Genomic DNA, 18,335 nt, shown 5'->3' with positions numbered 1-18,335 from the left:
TGTGCACATGCCTTCTCTGACTTCCGTTCTGGGTGTATTGGACCCGACGAGCGACCGGGCGGTGTTCCGGCAGATCGCTGACGCGCTGCGGGAAGCGATCGACAAGGGGCGTTTCCGGGAGGGTGACAAGCTGCCGTCGGAGACTGAGCTGGTCGATCACTTCGGTGTCTCGCGGATGACGGTCCGCAACGCTCTGTCGCTGCTCCAGCAAGAGGGGCTGGCCGTGTCCGAGCATGGCAAGGGGGTCTTCGTGCGGCCCCGGCCGCCTGTGCGGCGGCTGGCTTCGGACCGGTTCGCGCGGCGGCATCGGGATCAGGGGAAGGCGGCCTTCACCGTGGAGGCCGAGGCGGCGGGCAGTCGTCCGGAGGTGGACAACCTTGAGGTGAAGGAGGAGCGGCCGTCGCCGGACATCTCGGCTCGGCTGGGTTCGCCTCGTAAGGTGCTGGCTCGGAGGCGGCGGTATCTGCTGGATGGGCGGCCGGTGGAGTTCGCCACCTCGTATCTGCCGCTGGACCTGGCGCGGAACACCCCTATCGCGCAGCCCAACCCCGGCCCCGGCGGCATCTATGCCCGACTGGAGGAGATGGGGCATCGCCTGGATCACTTCGATGAGGAGATCCGGGCCCGGATGCCCTCGCCTGCCGAGGTGCGTACGCTCCAGCTCGCCTCCGGAGTGCCGGTGATCCATCTCGTCCGGACCGCCTACGACGCCGAGGGGCGGGCGGTGGAGGTGTGCGACACCGTGATGGCCGCCGACGCATATGTCCTCGCCTACCAACTGCCCGCCAACTGACGCATGGCCGGGGTGTGGTGGCCCCGGGCTGCCTCTTCTGACTCGTACACACGAAGATGCATACTCGTATAGACGAGTGGGCAAGCTGTGTGGCATGGTGGTCCCCGTTCCCGCCCGTTCGGGTTCGAAGACCGCAACTCATCTACACAACTAGGTACGTTGTTCGTGAGAGAAGGAGAAGTAGTTGCGTTCCATCCGAGTTGAGACCTCCGGTGCCACTGTCCTGCTGACTGAGGCGCCGGAGCCGAAGGTGAAGGACCGGCAGACTGGCGAGATCGCCAAGGACGCCGAGAGCGGTGAGACGTTGATGCGGCTTGGCGTCGTCTACATCGACGGCGGGGAGTCCTCGCTGCTTCAGGTCACCGTGCCGGAGAGCGGCGTGACGGAGGGGCTGGCGCTCGGTTCGCCGGTCACGCTGATCGGGCTGATCGCCCGGCCCTGGGACACCGTATTCAACGGGCAGCAGCGTCACGGGATCGCCTTCCGGGCCGAGGCCATCGCCCCGGCCGCCATATCGGTCGGTGCGGGGGCCTGAACCTGATGGCTGACGTGATGACGCTGATGGAGGTGGGTGGTCCGGTCGCCGGAATGGTCGGCGGGGCCGCCTATCTCCGGGCCCGGCATCCGGCCGCCTACTGGTCCACGGTCGGGATGCCCATCTCGACGGCCCGGCTGCTGGGGTCGTACGGGTCCGTGATGGACGCGTGCGGGCTGACCGTTCCGCCGTCTCGGCTGCGGGCCTGGGCGGTGCAGGCACTCACGCATCGGGAGGTCCGGCCGGTGCCTCCGCGCCGGGGGCTGATCCGGCCTACCTCGACCGGGCTGCGGGTTCGGCTGCGGCTGGCGCCGGGGCAGGAACCTGCCGACGTGGCCGCCTCCGCCGAACGGCTGCGGCATGCCTGGGGCGTTCACGGCGCGTATGTGGAGGAGATCAAGCCGGGCGTGGTTGAGCTGCGGCTGATCGGCTTCGATGTGCTGCGGAAGGTGCGGATGCCTCGCAAGACCGGCGGCGGCTTTCTGAAGGTGCCGGTGGCGTTGCGGGAGGATGCGACGCCGTTCGTGCGGGACTACCGGGCCATCCCGCATCAGCTCACCCTGGGCGCCACTCTGTCGGGGAAGTCGATGTTCCTGCGGCATCTGATAGCCGGGCTCGCCCGGCAACCGGTTGCGCTCGTCGGGATCGACTGCAAGCGCGGTGTGGAGCTGGCGCCGTTCGCTCCACGGCTCTCGGCGCTGGCCACCGATCCTGTGCAGGCGGCGGAGCTACTGCCTGTGCTCGTTGGACTGATGGAGGATCGGTACGACCTGATCAAGGCCCGGCAGGGCATCGCGCCCAGCACCCCGGATGAGGAGATCACCTCTGACATCTGGGGTTTGCCGGAGGAGGAGCGGCCGGTGCCGGTGGTGCTGCTCGTGGACGAGGTGGCCGAACTGTTCCTGGTCGCCACGCGGAAGGACGAGGAACGGCGGGACGAGATGGTCACCCAGCTCATCCGGCTTGCCCAACTCGGCCGCGCGGCAGGCATCTACCTGGAGGTCTGCGGGCAGCGCTTCGGCGCCGAGCTGGGCAAGGGCGCGACGATGCTGCGGGCTCAGCTGACCGGACGGGTCTGCCACCGCGTGAACGACGAAGCCTCCGCCAAGATGGCACTCGGCGACATCGCCCCCGAAGCAGTCGGCGCAGCCTGCGCCATCGCTCCCGAACGGCCCGGTCTTGCGGTCGCCGGGGACACCTCCGGCGGCTGGTCCCGCATCCGCCCGCCCCATCTCTCGCTCGCTGATGCTGCGGCTGTCTGCCGCGACCATGCCCATCTCGTGCCAGACATGCCCGCGCTGGAAGCGTTCCGGCCGGATGTGCCGGCCGTTCCGGTGAGTGCTCCGACCTCGCTGCTCAAGCCGCTCCCGGCTGCCGAGTAATCCACCCGCCTGACGGCTGGCGCGACCGTACCCGCGCCGTGTCCCTACCCCCGTCATGCCTGAATCCGAAGGGGAATCCCTGTGTCTCGTCCCACCATCTCCGAAGTCTCCGCGCTCCTGGCCGACCTGGCCGACTTCCGCACACGCGGGGAGGGGAGCCGCGCCGAGTTGATGAACCGCAAAGCGGACCTGTTGGAGCGCATCGCCGCTGCCCAGCCCGATGACGTTGAGGCCGCTGAGGTTGCCGCCGCCGCTCGCGCACGTGCCGATGAACTCACCGCAGACGGCTGACTCACTGGAAGGAGCTTCTACCCATGCGCGCTTACCTGGCGCGGGTTGACGCGGTGCTCGTGCAAGCGGTCATCGCTGCCGCGCTGTCTTTCGCCCACCTGCATGACCTGGCCTCGGCGGCCGGGCAGGACGGGTGGAAGGCGTGGGCCTATCCGGTCTCCGTTGACCTGCTGCTCGTGGCGGCCTGGAAGCGGCTCCGGTCCGGGGCGTCCAAGGCTGCGGGCTGGTGCTGGTTCGTCGTTGCCCTGGCCGCATCGCTCGGGGCGAACGTCGCCACCGCCGGGCTGCTCGACCTGGCCAACGTACCGGACTGGCTGAGCATCCTCGTCGCCGGATGGCCTGCCGTCGCCTTCCTCGGCGGCACGCTCCTCGCACACACCACACCAGCGGCCGAGGCCGCTCCGGTCCCGGCCCAATCCGCCGAAGTCGTATCACTCTCGGCCGCACCGGAAACCGCGGGGCCACCCGCCGCCCCGGAGCCCGAGCCGGAAACGCCCACGCTGCACGTTCCGGCTGCGCTCGTGAACCACGCGCGCAAGCTCGCCGACGAACATCACGCCCGTACTGGCTCGCCCATCGACACAGCCACCTTGCGCGCCCGTCTCGGCGTCCCCGCGCCGCTGGCTGACGCCATCGCCTCCCGCCTCTGAAACAGGAGTCCACCATGCTCCGCCGTTTCCGCAACATCCTGCGCGTTGGTCCGGTCCGTGTTGGCACCGCCAACGACCAACGCGGGCGCGTGAAGCACACCGCCGTGTGCACCGCTCCGCGCTGTGACTTCTCCGCCGACTACGACACCCGTGCCGCCGCCGAGCTGGCTGCCCGTACGCACCGCTGCCCCATCCGCTGAAAGGAGATCGCCTGTGACCGTCAGCCTGCCCTTGGTGCTCGTCCTGGGCGCCGTCGCCTGGATCGCGATCAAGTTCATGGGCGTCCGCCTGTGGGTCGCCGTCGTGATCGCGCTTTTCGGCTTCTGGCTCGCCCACACCGGGCTTGCGCCCTCCGTGGAGTCCGGTACGCGCTCCGGCGTCGACTCCGTCAACGAACAACACGACTAGACGAGTAGCTGAGAGGAGATCGCAGTGTTCCGACCGAAGTACCCCGAAGCCCCCAAGCCGTCGATCGTCCACGTGCCCACCGCCGTCCCGGCGGCCCAGCACGGTCACGCCCCGGCCTGCTCCTGCCAGCACACCCCCGCGCCCGCTCCAACTCGCCCGGCCGGGGTCTTGAACGGGCTCAACGCCGGAACGGTCGGTGCCGTGGTCACGGTCGGCATCGTCCTGACGGCACTGCTCGCCGCCGTCGCCGTCACGGCCGTCTCCGTCGCCGTGGCCGCCGTCGTCATGCGCTCGCTGCTCACCAGCCAGCGCCGCCGCTGATCCACACCGCACGACTGCCGGGGCGGCCTCGATACCGCCAAGCATCCGCCGCCCCGGCAGCCCCACCCCTCTCGACCACAGCCGAAAGAGGAGACCTCATCATCACCCGCACCACCCCGCCACCGCTGCCCGAACTGGGCACCCTGGCAGCACTCGGCACCATGCCCGCACTGCTCCGCCAGCTCTCCGGCCTCGGCGGCTGCACCAACCCGATCCGCCTCGACGGCCACCGCACCGAACATCACCTCAACCAGGACACCGGCGAGATCGGCCGCATCCTCCACCACCTGGACTCCGCCGAGCTGCCCGCCGGGCATCTCCTGGTCCGCTGCAACAACCGCCGCGTCACCCGCTGCGCGGCCTGCGCCGAGACCTACCGCCGCGACACCTTCCACCTGATCACCGCCGGACTACGCGGCGGCAAAGGCACTCCGGAAGACGTCGCCACTCACCCGCGCGTCTTCGCCACCTTCACCGCACCCAGCTTCGGCCCCGTCCACAACCGGCCCACCGGCCCGGCTGGCACGGTCCGCCCGTGCCGCTGCGGTGTCCGCCACGACCAGGACGACACCGCACTTGGTACGCCGCTCAACCCGGACACCTACGACTACGAATCCGCGGTGCTATGGAACGCCCACGCGGGACTGCTGTGGCGGCGGTTCTCGATCTATCTGCGGCGGGAGGTCGCCAAGCGGGCCGGGCTCACGCAACGGGCCTTCCGCGACCATGCGCGGCTGTCCTTCGCCAAGGTCGCCGAGTACCAGAAGCGCGGCGCCGTTCACTTCCATGCCGTGATCCGCATCGACGGACCCGAGGGTGGCGACACCCCGCCTCCGGGCTGGGCCACGGCCGAGCTGCTGACCGATGCCATCCGCGCTGCCGCAACCACCGCTACGACCAGGGCTCAGGTCGCCGGTCCTGTCATCGACGGCCGGGCCCACACCTTCGTCTTCGGCGACCAACTCGACGTACGACCCATCCGAGGCGCCGACTTCCACGGCCGCCAGGAGCTGACCGACCGGGCCGTGGCCGCGTACATCGCCAAGTACGCCACCAAGGGCGCTGAGACGGCGACCGGGGCCCTGGACCGGCCCATACGGCTCATCGCCGAAGTCGCCCAGCTCGACATCAGCGAGCATGCCCGCCGCCTCATACGTACTGCCTGGGCCCTCGGCGCCCGCAAAGACCTGGAACACCTCCGGCTTCGTGCCTGGGCTCACATGCTCGGCTTCCGGGGCCACTTCTCCACCAAATCCCGCCGCTACTCCACCACCCTCGGCGCCCTCCGTGACGCCCGCGCTGCCTGGCGTCGTGCTCAGGCTGCCGCCGCCGACTCCGGCCCGGCCGAGACCACGCTGGTCCTCGCCCACTGGGTCTACGCCGGTTGCGGCCTTACCCCCGCTGAGGAATGGCTCACCGCCACCATCACCCCCGCTCCCGGAACGGAAGGAGAACCGACCCATGCGTGACCGGTACCTCAGCGTTGCCCAGGTGGCCGAGTTGCTGGGAACCACCCAGCGCTTTCCCCGGCGACTGGTCGCCGAGCGGCGCATCAAGTACGTCAAGGTGGGCCGTCACGTACGGATTCCGGAGAGCGTCATTCAGGAGTACATCGACGCGAACACCGTGCAGCCGGTGCAGCCTCGACGGCGTCACCTCCGGAGGGCTGCCTGATGGCCAACAGCAAGGGGAAGCGCCGTCGCTTCGGAGCCGTTCGCAAGCTGCCCTCGGGCCGCTTTCAGGCTCGTTATCCGGGCCCAGACGGCATCATGCGTCCGGCTCCGGTGACCTTCGAGACCGCCGGTGACGCAGACGACTGGTTGGCGGAGAAGCAGACCGAGGTGCGGCGTGGCGATTGGCAGGACCCGGACGCGGGAGCCGTCAGCTTCGAGGAGTACGCCTTGCGGTGGGTGAAGGAGCGCGGCTTGTCGCCCACAACCGACGAGCTATACAGGCGCCTTCTGCGGCTGCACATCCTCCCCGTTCTCGGCGGGTGGGACCTGGACGAGATCACGCCTCCGCGCATACGCACCTGGCGCGCTGAGCGGCTGGAGACCGTGGGGGAGACGACCGTTGCGAAGTCGTACCGGTTGGTGAAAGCCATCCTGGAGACGGCCGTTGAGGACGAGCTGATCCGCCGGAATCCCTGCCGGATACGCGGAGCAGGGAAGGAGTCGGCAGGTGAACGTCCCATCGCCACCGTGGAGCAGGTGGATGCGCTCGCCGACGCGATGGGGCCTCGGTGGCGGCTGATGGTCTACATCGCCGCATACGGCCCCGCTCGCCCTGAAGAGCAGGCGGAGATGCGGCGGCCTGACGTGGACCTCGAAACGGTCGGTGTGTGGGTCCGCCGGGCGGCTCCCGAGCTGACAACCGGCCGGCGGGTGGTGGGCGATACGAAGTCCGAGGCGGGGAAGCGGTTCATCGTGCTGCCCGGCTTCATGCGGAAGGACCTGGAGCGGCATGTGAAGTGGTTCGCCGAGAAGGAGCCGAACGGGCTGCTCTTCGTCGGTGAGAAGGGAGCGCCGTTCCGCCGGTCCTCCTTTGGGCGGAAGTGGCGACGGGCGCGGGCCAAAGTGGGGCTGCCAGAAGATTTTCGTTTCTACGATCTTCGTCACACTGGTCACACGCTCTCGACCCAATCCGGCGCGACGCTCAAGGACACGATGGTGCGTGCCGGGCAGTCGTCCACGCGGGCCGCGCTCATCTACCAGCACTCGACGCTTGAGCGTCAGAAGGAGGTCGCCGCCGGGATCGATGCCCGCGTTGCCGCTGACCGCCAGGCGGCCAAGGCCGCCGCCGAGAAGCGCGACGATCAGGCATCTGGCACGGATCTGGCACGAGACGCTTAGGGAGGTCTAGACAACAAACAAGCCCCGGGCCTGCTGGCCTGGGGCTTCTGCCTGGAGCGGGTGACGGGAATCGAACCCGCGCTCTGAGCTTGGGAAGCTCATGTTCTACCATTAAACTACACCCGCGAGTGGCGCCCGATCTCTGGCGCCGCATCGTCGGACACTTTACCCCATGGCTGACCCCCGGCGCATTCGTCGTGGGGTCTTCGTGCTGTTCGGGGTCCGGTCGGGGGCATGGTGGGGCCAAGGCGGGGCCAAGGTGAGGGTTGAGTTGAGGGTGGGTCGGGGGTGTTTTGAGGGGGATTTCGTCGGGTTTTGGGGTGGATTTTCGGGGGTGTCCGTGGGGTGGAAGCGGCTGTTGGGGTGCGGGAGTTGGGGCGTACGGTGGGGGTGCGGAGTGCCGCGTGGAGCGGTGGGTGGTTGATCCCCTAATGTGGCTTTTGTCGTCCACGCCGTCCACGTTCTTGGGGAAGGGACTCATGGAGCGCACCGTCGTCCGTTGTGCTGAAGGGCACGTGTTCAGCACCTCCTCGTTCCCGATGCAGCACCTCACCGTCGATCGCATCGGCCCCGGCCGGTTGCTGCGGTGTCCGCGTTGCGCTCGGCTCCGGCACGCGGTGCCGGTGGGAGCCGATAAGCGGTGAGCGGTAGCTGACGAAGTCGCAGGGTGCGGGCCCGGTCCGGTGGGACCGGGCCTGTGCCGTGGGGGCACCTGTGGTGTGCGTATCCTCTTCGGGTGCTTCTCTCAGACAAGGACATCCGGGCCGAGATCGACGCCGGGCGGGTGCGGATTGATCCGTACGATCCGGCGATGGTGCAGCCGTCGAGTATCGATGTAAGGCTGGACCGGTTCTTCCGGGTGTTCGAGAACCACCGCTATCCGCATATCGACCCGGCGGTGGAGCAGCCCGATCTGACGCGGCTGGTGGAGCCCGAGGGCGAGGACGCGTTCATCCTGCACCCCGGGGAGTTCGTGCTCGCCTCGACGTACGAGGTCGTGACGCTGCCGGATGACATCGCCTCGCGGCTCGAGGGGAAGTCGAGTCTGGGGCGGCTGGGGCTGCTGACGCACTCCACGGCGGGGTTCATCGACCCGGGGTTCTCCGGGCATGTCACGCTCGAGCTGTCGAATGTCGCAACGCTGCCGATTAAGCTCTGGCCGGGGATGAAGATCGGGCAGCTGTGCATGTTCCGGCTGACGTCGCCCGCGGAGCATCCTTACGGTTCCGCCCGTTACGGCTCCCGCTATCAGGGGCAGCGCGGGCCGACGCCCTCGCGGTCGTTCCAGAGCTTCCACCGGACGAAGGTGTGAGCGGCGTGGGTGAGCAGCGCGAGAACCTTACGTACGAGCGGTTCGGGGTCGCGGTCCGCGAGCTGGCGGAGAAGATCGCCGGAGATGGCTACGAGCCCGACATCGTGCTCTCCATAGCCCGCGGCGGGGTCTTCGTGGCCGGTGGGCTGGCGTACGCGCTCGACTGCAAGAACATCCACCTGGTGAACGTGGAGTTCTACACGGGCGTGGGGACCACCCTCGACATGCCCGTGATGCTCGCGCCCGTGCCCAACGCGATCGACTTCTCCGACAAGAAGGTGCTGATCGCCGATGACGTGGCGGACACCGGCAAGACGCTGAAGCTGGTCCGGGACTTCTGCCTCGGCGCGGTCGCCGAGGTGCGCAGCGCGGTGATCTACGAGAAGGCCCAGTCGCTCGTGAAGTGCGAGTACGTCTGGCAGCGCACCGATCAGTGGATCAACTTCCCGTGGAGCGTGGAACCGCCCGTGGTGCGGCGGGAAGGGCAAGTGCGGGACGCCTGACACAGGGCACGATGACTGCATAGGGCACGACGCCTGCACAGGGCACGATGCCTGAGACGCATGAGATGAGGGGCCCGCCGGTGCGGGCCCCTTGGCCATGCGGCCTTGTGCGGCCTTGTCTGCGCGCCCTGGTGATGCGGCCTGTGGTGCGGGGGGTGCTGCTGGTCCCTGCGGCGCCTTACAGCGTTCCCAGCTTCAGCAGGCTCAGCAGCGCGATCAGCTGGATCGCCGACGCGCCCAGCGCCTTCTGCCACGGCAGGTCGTGCGACTTGCTCACCATCGAGGTGAAGAGCGCGCCCGCCGCCAGCCAGGTCACCCAGCCCAGCACCTTCACCAGCGAGCTGTCGCCGCCCAGGAAGAGCGCGAACACCAGCCGTGGCGCGTCCGTGATCGACATGATCAGCATCGACAGGCCGATGGTCGGCGCCCATGTGCCGTCGCCGCCCAACTGGCGGGCGAGGGTGTGGGTGACGGCGCCCAGGATCAGTCCACTGATCACCATGGCGACGCCCGCGGTGAGCACCCACGGGATGCTGTTGGACATGGGGGCGTTGAGGACGTCCTTACGGGCGTCATCGAAGCTGAAGACCGCCAGCAGACCGTAGACGAAGGTCACGATCAGCGCCGGGCCCCAGACCGCGTAGTCCCGCATCTGCCAGAAGGTGGCCTGCGGGCGCAGCACGATGCCGCTCAGCAGCTGCTGCCAGTGCAGCCGGGGGCCGGCGGGCGGGGCCGTGGAGGAGCCTGCGCGGTACGTCTGCCCGCCGTAGCCGTCGTCGTACGAACCGGGGCCCTGGCCGTACGGGTCGTACGCGTCGGGCGCCTCGCCGACGCTGAACTGCTGTGTATGGCCAGAGTTGTTGTCGGCGTACGTACCGCCGCCGCCCTGTCCGTACGGTCTCTGCCCCTGGCCGTAGCCTCCGGGGCCGGGGCCCTGCCCGGGCCCGGGGCCGTAGTGCGGGTCCTGGCCGCCGAAATACTCCGGCTCTCCCTGTGAGGAGGGCTGCTGCCACTGCGGCTGCTGCTGACCGCCGTACGGGGCGTTCTGTCCGTACGGCGGCTGCTGCGGCCGCTGCTGCTGCCCTTGTTGCGCGGAGTGGGAGTCCCGTCCGCGTCCGATCCTGAATCCAGCCACCATTCGAACGTACCCGGTCGTAGCGGGCCGGGTGCGGGAGCTGTGTGAGCGGACCGGGCATTGCGGCCGAGCTGTGACATCCCTTAGGGGGTCCCTTATGGTTTTCCCCCGGTGGGGGGTGGGGGCTGCCGGTGTGTCCGACCGGTCCTTGCTCGTTTTGGTCGTGCTCTGTCGCCGGTGTGGCCCTTGCCCGCCCCGGTCCGCGCCCTTAGTCCTTGTCCGACGCGAACGGCTTGCTGCTGAAGGCCGTCTTGTCCGCCGTACCGTCCGTGATCCACCACCACTCGGGACGTTCGCCGTACCGCGAGAAGGCCAGACCGGGGCCCCACGCCAGGACGACCTCGTCCTTACCGTCGTGATCGAAGTCCGCGACGCCGTAGAGCCGGGCCGCGCGCTCGCCCTTACGGATGGTCTTGCCGTCCACGACGGCGGGTGCCGCGCGGGTCAGCAGATGCCGCCGGGTGACGCGGGTCGTCGCGGGGTGGGAGCCCCGCAGAGTGAGCAGCTCGACACCGCCCCGCCCGAGCGAGACGGCCAGTTCGTCGGTGCCGTCCCCGTCCGTGTCGGCGGCGGCCAGGGTGCCCGACATCCCGGGCACCTTGAGGGGGCGCGGAACCGAACCGGACGCCTGCGCCGCCCCCTTGTGGTAGATGCTCACGGTCTTGCCGATGTCCGGCCGTTCCGTCTCCACACCCGGCTCGTCGTTACGGGTGCCGCTGTCGCCGACCGCGACATCGCGGCGGCCGTCGCCGTCGAAGTCGCCGAAGGCGATCGAGTTGCCTTCGCGCAGCCCGCGGCTCGTGTGGCTGAGGCCGTGGGACCCGGCGGTGAGGAGGGCGGAGCCGGACTGGTCGTTGTCGTTGACCGCGTGCACCACCAGATCGGTGGCGCGGTGACCGTCGGGGGTGTCCGCGATGGTGTCGGCGATGAGATCGCCGATCTCGCCGTGGCCCTTCAGCGGGCTCGCGTACGGCACGGTCCTGGCGGCCTTGCCCGCCCGGTTGAACGGCCCGTACAGCACCAGCAGCGAGTGCCGGTCCGCGCGGACCAGGGCCAGGTCGTGGTGGCCGTCGCCGTTGAAGTCGCCGACGGTGGGGCGCTGGGCGTCCACGCCGTCCTCCGGGCCGGTCAGCTGGACGCGGGCGGCGGAGCGGGTGCGGAGGGGGCCGCCGGGGCCGCCCCAGGAGATGTAGGGGACGGTCCGGACGGTGGCCTGGGTGCGCTCGGTCTCCTGCTTGCCGAGCGCCTCGCCCGCCGTGGTGGTGACGTCGGCGTAGCCGTCGCCGTCGAGGTCGGCCGTGGCCACCTCGGTCGCGCCCGCGACGGTGACGTCCTGGGACGGCAGTCCGAGGTCGCGGTGGCGGAGCACGGTCCGGGTGGCGGGATTCAGGCCGTGGGACGAGCCGTGGACGAAGGCGATCCGGCTGGGCAGCCCCCCCTTGCCGGACGGGACGGGGACACGCAGATCGGGGTAGCCGTCGCCGTTGACGTCGTCCGGCAGCCGGCTGCCCTTGCCGTGGGGGACGGGCGCGGTCGCGGTGGGGGTGATGACGGACCCGGCGGCGGAGTCGTCGTGCCGGCCGCCGGCGCCGTCGTCGGGGCCGCAGGCGGTGAGCAGCAGCGCCAGACAGGCCGTACCGGCGGCGACGGACGCGGTGACCGAGGTGGTGACGGAAGTGACGGCTGAGGTGGCTGAGGCGGCGGCTGAGGCCGTGGAGACGCGGGGGACGCGGGGGACGCGGGGGACGCGGAGGACGCGGAGGACGCGGGGGAGGGAGCGGCGTCGGGGGCCCGGGACGCGGCCGGGTGGTGCTGTGGGGGGAGGTGCTGGCGTCATCGGCCCACCTCAACCCATCAGGGCGGCTGAGGCAACCCATCGGGGCGGCTGAGGCCAAGGGCGGGGCACTTCGTTACGAGGGTGATGCCTGGCGGTCCGGCCGACCCCCGTTCAGTGATCTTTCCGGATGATGCGGGATCGATCAGTCTGCTTGACTGTAAAGATGACCTTTGGAGCACAAGGGCCGTCCAGGACATTTACGGATGCCGTGTTGGGCATGATCCTGTAGGGAATTCGCAACGTCGTTGTGAGAAGGGATACTTCGCGGCCAGTATCGGTACGTCCGGCGCGGAAACTTCGACGCGGAAAAGCGGGGGCAACCATGTGCTTAACGCACGGTGTGCGGATGACGGGTGAGGCGACGAGACCGGCGAAAGAGGGCACGGGCGGGGTGTAGTCGCGATGTCGGACGGGAGTGCTCGGCCGGCGGCGGAGGACGCCGCTCGCCCGCCGCTGAGCGAGGGTGCTAAAAATAACGACATGGCCGGACTTTTCGGTCGACCACGGGTTCCGCTGGCCCGCACGATGACCGACTGGCGCCCACGCGGTCGGCGTGAGGGGCCCCATTCGGCATGGGAGCGACGTGGGCGGCGCGTGCAGCAGGACACGCAGGACCAGCAGGACCGACAGGACCAGCAGGACCGACAGGGCCGACAGGGCCCGCGAGACCAGCAAGGTCAGCGAGACCAGCAAGGTCAGCGCGACGAGCGAGACCGGCGCGATCAGCGCGATCGCCGCCAGCAAGCCGATCGGCAGGGCTCGCCCGATCCCCATGACCGCTGGGGCCCGCAGGGTCGGCACAGCACGTACGCCCAGCTGAGCCCGCATGGTCGGCCGCCGGTGCGCACCGGCTGGAGCGGCCGCGGATCGGGCCCCGGATCCGGCCCCGGACCTGGCGGCGGTCCCGGCGGCGGTCCCGGCGCCCCCAACGGCCGCGGCTATGGGCGGCGGCCCCGCTGGCACCCGGGGCGCGGGGTGCGCACCGTGGCCGGTCAGGTCTTCGTCCTCCAGGTCGGCGTCGTGCTGCTGCTGGTCGTGGCCGCCGTCGTGGCGCTCGTCCTCCAGTCCCGCTACGACAGCGAGCGGGAGGCCCGTAACCGCTCCATGGCGGTCGCCGAGAGCTTCGCGAACGCGCCGGGCATGGTGAGCGCGCTGCGCGGCCGCGATCCCAGCGCCGTGCTCCAGCCGCTCGCCGAGCGGGCCCGTAAGGGCTCCGGCGTCGACTTCGTCGTGGCCATGACGCCACAGGGGATCCGCTACACCCACCCCAACCCCGCCCGGATCGGCAAGCACTTCATGGGCAGCATCCGCCCGGCGGCCGAGGGCCGGACGGTCCAGGAGACCTTCACCGGCACCCTCGGTCTGTCCGTACGGTCCGTGGTGCCCGTCAAGGACGCCCAGGGGAAGGTCGTCGGCCTGGTCGCGGCCGGTATCACGATCAAGAAGGTGAGCGGCGCCGCCGACCATCAGCTGCCGCTGCTGTTCGGCGCGGCCGCGGCCGCCATGGCGCTCGCCACGGCGGGCACGGCCCTGGTCAGCAGGCGGCTGCGGCGCCAGACCCACGGGCTGGACCCGTCCGAGATGACGCGGATGTACGAGCACCACGACGCGGTGCTGCACTCGGTCCGCGAGGGTGTGCTGATCGTCGGCGGCGACGGACGGCTGGTGCTGGCCAACGACGAGGCGCGCCGGCTCTTCGACCTCCCGTCGGACGCCGAGGGCCGCCTGGTGTCCGAGCTCGGCTTCGATCCGCACACCGCCGCGCTGCTGGCGTCCGGGCGCCCCGCCACCGACGAGGTCCATACGGCGGGTGAGCGCCTGCTGTCCGTCAGCCACCGCCCCACCGACCGCGACGGCGGCCCGCCCGGCAGCGTCGCCACCCTGCGCGACACCACGGAGCTGCGCGCACTGTCCGGCAAGGTCGACCTCGCGCGCAACCGGCTCAAGCTGCTGTACGACGCGGGCGTCTCCATCGGCACCACGCTGGACGTGGTGCGCACCGCCCAGGAGCTGGCGGAGTACGCGGTGGCCCGGTTCGCCGACTACGTCTCGGTGGACCTCGCGGACTCGGTGCTGCGCGGCGAGGAGCCGCCGGACGGGGCCTCGGGCATCGGTGCCCCGGACGCGGGTTCATGGGCCACCGTGGCGGCCGCGGACGGCGGCCGTACGGTGCTGCGCCGTACGGCCCTCAGCGGCATCCGGGACGACGGCCCGCTCTACCCGCTCGGCATGCTGATCGAGTTCGGCCCGAGCGCGCCCCAGGCCCGGGGGTTCCGCAGCGGAGCGGTCACGGTCGAGCCGGTCCTGGGCGACTTCGGCGGCTGGCAGGAACAGGACCCCGAGCACGCCCGCCGGATCGTGGACTACGGCATCCACTCGATGATCACGGTCCCGCTGCGGGCCCGGGGCGTCGTCCTGGGCGTGGCCAGCTTCATGCGCGCGGAGAAGCCGGAGCCCTTCGAGGAGGACGACGTCTCCCTCGCGGAGGAGCTGGTCACCCGGGCCGCCGTGAGCATCGACAACGCCCGCCGCTACACCCGCGAGCACACCATGGCGGTGACCCTCCAGCGCAGCCTCCTGCCCCGGATACTGCCGGAGCAGAACGCGCTGGATGTGGCGTACCGCTATCTGCCGGCGGAGTCGGGGGTGGGGGGCGACTGGTTCGACGTCATTCCGCTGCCGGGGGCGCGGGTGGCGCTGGTGGTGGGGGATGTGGTGGGGCACGGTCTGCACGCGGCGGCGACGATGGGGCGGCTGCGGACGGCGGTGCACAACTTCTCCACGCTCGACCTGCCGCCCGATGAGATCCTCTCCCACCTGGATGATCTGATCGCCCGGATCGACCAGGACGAGGGTCCTGGCGGGCCGGACGGCGACGGCAGCGGCGGTGGGGGTGGCAGTGAGGGGATCACGGGAGCCACGTGTCTGTACGCGATCTACGATCCGGTGACGCGGCGTTGCACGATGGCGCGGGCCGGTCATCCGCCGCCCGCGCTGGTGCGTCCGGACGGCTCGGTGGAGTTCCTGGACCTGCCCGCCGGGCCGCCGCTCGGTCTGGGCGGGCTGCCGTTCGAGACGGCGGAGCTGGAGCTGCCCGAGGGCAGCCATCTGGTGCTCTACACGGACGGGCTGATCGAGAAGCGCGACCGGGACATCGAAACGGGTCTGGAGATGCTGCGCGGTGCCCTGGCCCACCCCGGCCGGACGCCTGAGGACGCCTGTACGGCGGTGCTGGACGCGCTGCTGCCCGATCGCCCGAGCGATGACATCGCGCTCATCGTGGCCCGTACGAGGGTGCTGGAGCCCGGTCTGACCGCCGACTGGGAGGTGCCGGCCGATCCGGCGCAGGTGGCCGAGGTGCGTGCCGCGGTGGCCCGGAAGCTCACGGAGTGGGATCTGGGCGATGTCGCGTTCACGACCGAGCTCATCCTCAGCGAGCTGATCACCAACGCGATCCGCTACGCGACCGGCCCGATCCGGGTGCGGCTGCTCTGTGACCGCAGCCTGATCTGCGAGGTCTTCGACACCAGCAGCACCTCCCCGCATCTGCGGTACGCGGGGACGACGGACGAGGGCGGCCGGGGGCTCTTCCTGGTCTCGCAGTTCGCCGACCGCTGGGGCACCCGCTACACCGCGGGCGGCAAGGTCATCTGGACCGAGCAGGCGCTGCCGCTGTCGAAGAACGGCAAGCCGCGAGCATAAGAGTGAGGCCCGCCCGCGCGGTGCGCGGACGGGCCTCGTCATGGTCGACGCGGGGGCGTCACTTCACCGGCGCGGGCTCCGGGGCCGCGGCCGACTCGCCGTCGCCCTCCGGCTCGGCCGGGGTCTTCACCGAGTCGAGGAGCAGCTGCGCCACATCCACGACCTGGAGCTCCTCCTTCACCACGCCGTCATTCTTCTTGCCGTTGACGGAGTCGGTCAGCATCACCAGGCAGAAGGGGCAGGCGGTGGAGACGATGTCCGGGTTGAGGGACAGCGCCTCGTCCACGCGCTCGTTGTTGATGCGCTTGCCGATCCGCTCCTCCATCCACATCCGGGCGCCGCCCGCGCCACAGCAGAAGCCGCGCTCCTTGTGGCGGTGCATCTCCTCGTTCCGCAGCCCCGGCACCTTGGCGATGATCTCGCGCGGCGGGGTGTAGACCTTGTTGTGGCGGCCCAGGTAGCAGGGGTCGTGGTAGGTGATCAGACCCTCGACCGGGGTGACCGGGATCAGCTTGCCCTCGTCGATGAGGTGCTGGAGCAGCTGGGTGTGGTGGATGACCTCGAACTCGCCGCCCAGCTGCGGGTATTCGTTCGCGATGGTGTTGAAGCAGTGCGGGCAGGTGGCGACGATCTTCTTCGCCGACTTCGGCTTCTTCGACGACTCGTCCTCATCGTCCTCGCCGAACGCCATGTTCAGCATCTCGACGTTCTGCTGGCCGAGCTGCTGGAAGAGGAACTCATTGCCCAGCCGGCGGGCGGAGTCACCGGTGCACGCCTCGTCGCCGCCCATGATCGCGAACTTGACGCCCGCGATGTGCAGCAGCTCCGCGAAGGCCTTGGTGGTCTTCTTGGCCCGGTCCTCCAGCGCGCCCGCGCAGCCGACCCAGTACAGGTAGTCGACCTCGGTGAGGTCCTCGACGTCCTTGCCGACGACCGGCACCTCGAAGTCGACTTCCTTGGTCCACGCCAGCCGCTGCTTCTTGGCCAGCCCCCAGGGGTTGCCCTTCTTCTCCAGGTTCTTGAGCATCGTGCCCGCCTCGGACGGGAACGAGGACTCGATCATCACCTGGTAGCGGCGCATGTCCACGATGTGGTCAACGTGCTCGATGTCCACCGGGCACTGCTCGACGCACGCGCCACAGGTGGTGCAGGACCACAGCACGTCCGGGTCGATGACGCCGTTCTCCTCCAGCGTCCCGATCAGCGGCCGCTCGGCCTCCGCCAGCGCCGACGCGGGCACGTCCGCCAGCTGCGCCTCGCTCGCCTTCTCCTCGCCCTCGGCATCCTTGCCGCCGCCCGCGAGCAGATACGGCGCCTTGGCGTGCGAGTGGTCGCGCAGCGCCATGATCAGCAGCTTGGGCGAGAGCGGCTTGCCGGTGTTCCAGGCGGGGCACTGCGACTGGCAGCGGCCGCATTCGGTGCAGGTGGAGAAGTCGAGGATGCCCTTCCAGGAGAAGTGCTCGATCTGCGAGACGCCGAACTGGGCGTCCTCGTCCGGGTCCTCGAAGTCGATCGGCTTGCCCTCGCTCACCATCGGCTGGAGCGCGCCGAGCGCCACCTCGCCGTCCGCGTTCCGCTTGAACCAGATGTTGGGGAAGGCGAGGAAGCGGTGCCAGGCGATGCTCATGTCGAGGTTGGTGCTGACCGTGATCATCCAGATCATGGTCGTGCCCAGCTTGATCATCGCGAAGAAGTAGGTCAGGTTCTGCACCGTGTCCACGCTGAGCCCGTCGAAGAGCTGGACCAGCGGATACGAGGCGAAGTACGCGGGCTCGTAGGAGTCGACGTGGTGCAGGGCGCCCTCGGTGCCGCGCAGCGCCATGATCGCGAGGCCGATGATGAGGATGACGTACTCGACGAAGTACGCCTGCCAGGCGGTGGAGCCCGCGAACCGGGACTTGCGCCCGGCCCGGCTGGGCAGGTTCAGCAGCCGGATCGCCATCAGCGTCAGGATGCCCAGGGTGGTCATCGTGCCGATGAACTCGATGTACAGCTCGTAGGGCAGGAAGCCGCCGAGGACCGGCAGCGTCCAGTCCGCCTGGAAGAGCTGGCCGTAGGCGTTGATGATGGTCGGTGGCAGGGTCAGGAAGCCGATCGCCACGAACCAGTGGGCGACGCCGATGACGCCCCACTTGTTCATGCGCGTGTGCGCGAGGAACTCGCGGACCAGGGTCACGCTGCGCTGCCAGGGGTTGTCGGTCCTGACCCCCGCCGGGACCGGTGCGCCGAGCTTGAAGAAGCGCACGAACTGTGCGACGGCCCGGCCGAGCAGGGCAACGCCGACCGCGGTGAGGACCAGCGACACGATGATCGCGGCGAGTTGCATAAGGGGCTCCTCGAACCTGCGAGAGCTGGATTACTAAGCAGTACTTGATTACTAAGCAGTAACTTAATGTGGCTTGACCGAGATTACCCGCCCGGACGGGCACCCATGTAGTCGACGAGCCGGTGATCTGTGTCGCTCACTTGGCCCCTACCCTCCCTCACTTGGCCCCTCCTCTCCCTCTTCCACGCCCGCTTGGGTATAAGCCTCATATAAAACTTGAGCCCTATCGACTCAGGTCTGTTGACAGCGGCAGAGCGGCTGATGCACGCTTGAGCCTGTTGCACTCAA

At 69.6% G+C, this 18,335-nt stretch carries 18 protein-coding genes and 1 tRNA gene; 14 read left to right on the top strand and 5 right to left on the bottom strand.

Annotation, left to right across the window (positions count from 1 at the left end; all coding sequences use genetic code 11):
- Window positions 1-7 precede the first annotated feature (7 nt).
- The 11 genes from ABD329_RS14605 to ABD329_RS14555 all read left to right on the top strand — a co-directional run bounded on the left by ABD329_RS14605 (window position 8) and on the right by ABD329_RS14555 (window position 7,232).
- On the top strand, window positions 8-793 hold the full coding sequence (locus ABD329_RS14605; protein ID WP_262706249.1) for a GntR family transcriptional regulator: 786 nt from the start codon (window positions 8-10) through the stop codon (window positions 791-793).
- Between the two features lie 184 nt (window positions 794-977).
- Complete coding sequence (locus ABD329_RS14600; protein WP_344316440.1) at window positions 978-1,328, top strand: SCO3933 family regulatory protein; 351 nt, start codon at window positions 978-980, stop codon at window positions 1,326-1,328.
- A 5-nt stretch (window positions 1,329-1,333) separates the two neighbouring features.
- Window positions 1,334-2,710 carry an FtsK/SpoIIIE domain-containing protein gene (locus ABD329_RS14595; RefSeq protein WP_344316439.1) on the top strand — a complete coding sequence of 459 codons (1,377 nt, stop codon included), beginning with the start codon at window positions 1,334-1,336 and terminating at the stop codon, window positions 2,708-2,710.
- A gap of 81 nt (window positions 2,711-2,791) precedes the next feature.
- Window positions 2,792-3,001, top strand: a complete 210-nt coding sequence (locus tag ABD329_RS14590) for a hypothetical protein (protein ID WP_344316438.1) — start codon at window positions 2,792-2,794, stop codon at window positions 2,999-3,001.
- Window positions 3,002-3,024: 23 nt separating this feature from the next.
- On the top strand, window positions 3,025-3,651 hold the full coding sequence (locus tag ABD329_RS14585) for a DUF2637 domain-containing protein (protein WP_344316436.1): 627 nt from the start codon (window positions 3,025-3,027) through the stop codon (window positions 3,649-3,651).
- Between the two features lie 14 nt (window positions 3,652-3,665).
- The gene (locus tag ABD329_RS14580) at window positions 3,666-3,851 is read left to right on the top strand and encodes a mobile element transfer protein (RefSeq protein WP_344316434.1); all 186 of its coding nucleotides are present in this window, start codon (window positions 3,666-3,668) and stop codon (window positions 3,849-3,851) included.
- Between the two features lie 13 nt (window positions 3,852-3,864).
- Window positions 3,865-4,059, top strand: a complete 195-nt coding sequence (locus ABD329_RS14575) for a hypothetical protein (protein ID WP_020869652.1) — start codon at window positions 3,865-3,867, stop codon at window positions 4,057-4,059.
- Window positions 4,060-4,083: 24 nt separating this feature from the next.
- Window positions 4,084-4,380, top strand: a complete 297-nt coding sequence (locus ABD329_RS14570; RefSeq protein WP_344316433.1) for a hypothetical protein — start codon at window positions 4,084-4,086, stop codon at window positions 4,378-4,380.
- A gap of 161 nt (window positions 4,381-4,541) precedes the next feature.
- The gene (locus ABD329_RS14565; RefSeq protein WP_344316432.1) at window positions 4,542-5,849 is read left to right on the top strand and encodes a replication initiator; all 1,308 of its coding nucleotides are present in this window, start codon (window positions 4,542-4,544) and stop codon (window positions 5,847-5,849) included.
- Window positions 5,842-6,054, top strand: coding sequence for an excisionase family DNA-binding protein (locus ABD329_RS14560; protein ID WP_067077542.1), 213 nt, complete (start codon window positions 5,842-5,844; stop codon window positions 6,052-6,054). The genes ABD329_RS14565 and ABD329_RS14560 overlap by 8 nt, the downstream gene beginning before the upstream one ends.
- Window positions 6,054-7,232: a tyrosine-type recombinase/integrase gene (locus ABD329_RS14555; protein ID WP_344316431.1), complete on the top strand. Its 1,179-nt coding sequence runs from the start codon at window positions 6,054-6,056 to the stop codon at window positions 7,230-7,232. Before ABD329_RS14560 ends, ABD329_RS14555 begins: the two co-directional genes overlap by 1 nt.
- 52 nt (window positions 7,233-7,284) lie before the next feature.
- On the opposite strand, the gene ABD329_RS14550 is transcribed toward ABD329_RS14555, so the two are convergent.
- Window positions 7,285-7,358, bottom strand: a tRNA-Gly gene (locus ABD329_RS14550).
- 610 nt (window positions 7,359-7,968) lie between these two features.
- Between ABD329_RS14550 and dcd the strand changes: the two genes are divergently transcribed.
- Both dcd and ABD329_RS14540 read left to right on the top strand, forming a co-directional pair.
- On the top strand, window positions 7,969-8,544 hold the full coding sequence (gene dcd, locus ABD329_RS14545) for a dCTP deaminase (RefSeq protein WP_037954192.1): 576 nt from the start codon (window positions 7,969-7,971) through the stop codon (window positions 8,542-8,544).
- 5 nt (window positions 8,545-8,549) lie between these two features.
- Window positions 8,550-9,047 carry a phosphoribosyltransferase gene (locus ABD329_RS14540; protein WP_198281622.1) on the top strand — a complete coding sequence of 166 codons (498 nt, stop codon included), beginning with the start codon at window positions 8,550-8,552 and terminating at the stop codon, window positions 9,045-9,047.
- Between the two features lie 178 nt (window positions 9,048-9,225).
- On the opposite strand, the gene ABD329_RS14535 is transcribed toward ABD329_RS14540, so the two are convergent.
- From ABD329_RS14535 to ABD329_RS14525, 3 genes are all read right to left on the bottom strand, one after another.
- Entirely contained in the window at window positions 9,226-10,185 is a 960-nt protein-coding gene (locus ABD329_RS14535) for a Yip1 family protein (RefSeq protein ID WP_198281621.1), read from the bottom strand.
- 205 nt (window positions 10,186-10,390) lie between these two features.
- Window positions 10,391-12,019 (bottom strand): FG-GAP repeat domain-containing protein, encoded by a 1,629-nt coding sequence (locus ABD329_RS14530; protein ID WP_344316430.1) that lies wholly within the window; start codon window positions 12,017-12,019, stop codon window positions 10,391-10,393.
- Window positions 12,020-12,130: 111 nt separating this feature from the next.
- On the bottom strand, window positions 12,131-12,793 hold the full coding sequence (locus tag ABD329_RS14525; RefSeq protein WP_198281781.1) for a hypothetical protein: 663 nt from the start codon (window positions 12,791-12,793) through the stop codon (window positions 12,131-12,133).
- 210 nt (window positions 12,794-13,003) lie between these two features.
- Here ABD329_RS14525 and ABD329_RS14520 point away from each other — a divergent pair, with 210 nt between their 5' ends.
- Window positions 13,004-15,721 (top strand): SpoIIE family protein phosphatase, encoded by a 2,718-nt coding sequence (locus ABD329_RS14520; RefSeq protein WP_425574331.1) that lies wholly within the window; start codon window positions 13,004-13,006, stop codon window positions 15,719-15,721.
- Window positions 15,722-15,779: 58 nt separating this feature from the next.
- Here the strand turns inward: ABD329_RS14520 and ABD329_RS14515 are convergent, their stop codons facing one another.
- Complete coding sequence (locus ABD329_RS14515; protein WP_198280825.1) at window positions 15,780-18,047, bottom strand: (Fe-S)-binding protein; 2,268 nt, start codon at window positions 18,045-18,047, stop codon at window positions 15,780-15,782.
- Window positions 18,048-18,335 lie beyond the last annotated feature (288 nt).

The organism is Streptomyces javensis, assembly GCF_039525925.1.
Lineage (GTDB): Bacteria > Actinomycetota > Actinomycetes > Streptomycetales > Streptomycetaceae > Streptomyces > Streptomyces asiaticus.
The sequence above is the reverse complement of the archived record's forward strand: the minus strand, read 5'-3'. Positions and strand labels throughout refer to the sequence as shown.

What these genes read in the sequence shown, in the direction of transcription:
- ABD329_RS14605 (WP_262706249.1), top strand. Translation starts at nt 8, where the DNA reads ATGCCTTCTCTGACTTCCGTTCTGGGTGTATTGGACCCGACGAGCGAC.
- ABD329_RS14595 (WP_344316439.1), top strand. Translation starts at nt 1,334, where the DNA reads ATGGCTGACGTGATGACGCTGATGGAGGTGGGTGGTCCGGTCGCCGGA.
- ABD329_RS14585 (WP_344316436.1), top strand. Translation starts at nt 3,025, where the DNA reads ATGCGCGCTTACCTGGCGCGGGTTGACGCGGTGCTCGTGCAAGCGGTC.
- ABD329_RS14580 (WP_344316434.1), top strand. Translation starts at nt 3,666, where the DNA reads ATGCTCCGCCGTTTCCGCAACATCCTGCGCGTTGGTCCGGTCCGTGTT.
- ABD329_RS14565 (WP_344316432.1), top strand. Translation starts at nt 4,542, where the DNA reads ATGCCCGCACTGCTCCGCCAGCTCTCCGGCCTCGGCGGCTGCACCAAC.
- ABD329_RS14560 (WP_067077542.1), top strand. Translation starts at nt 5,842, where the DNA reads ATGCGTGACCGGTACCTCAGCGTTGCCCAGGTGGCCGAGTTGCTGGGA.
- ABD329_RS14555 (WP_344316431.1), top strand. Translation starts at nt 6,054, where the DNA reads ATGGCCAACAGCAAGGGGAAGCGCCGTCGCTTCGGAGCCGTTCGCAAG.
- ABD329_RS14535 (WP_198281621.1), bottom strand. Translation starts at nt 10,185, where the DNA reads ATGGTGGCTGGATTCAGGATCGGACGCGGACGGGACTCCCACTCCGCG.
- ABD329_RS14530 (WP_344316430.1), bottom strand. Translation starts at nt 12,019, where the DNA reads ATGACGCCAGCACCTCCCCCCACAGCACCACCCGGCCGCGTCCCGGGC.
- ABD329_RS14525 (WP_198281781.1), bottom strand. Translation starts at nt 12,793, where the DNA reads ATGGGGATCGGGCGAGCCCTGCCGATCGGCTTGCTGGCGGCGATCGCG.
- ABD329_RS14515 (WP_198280825.1), bottom strand. Translation starts at nt 18,047, where the DNA reads ATGCAACTCGCCGCGATCATCGTGTCGCTGGTCCTCACCGCGGTCGGC.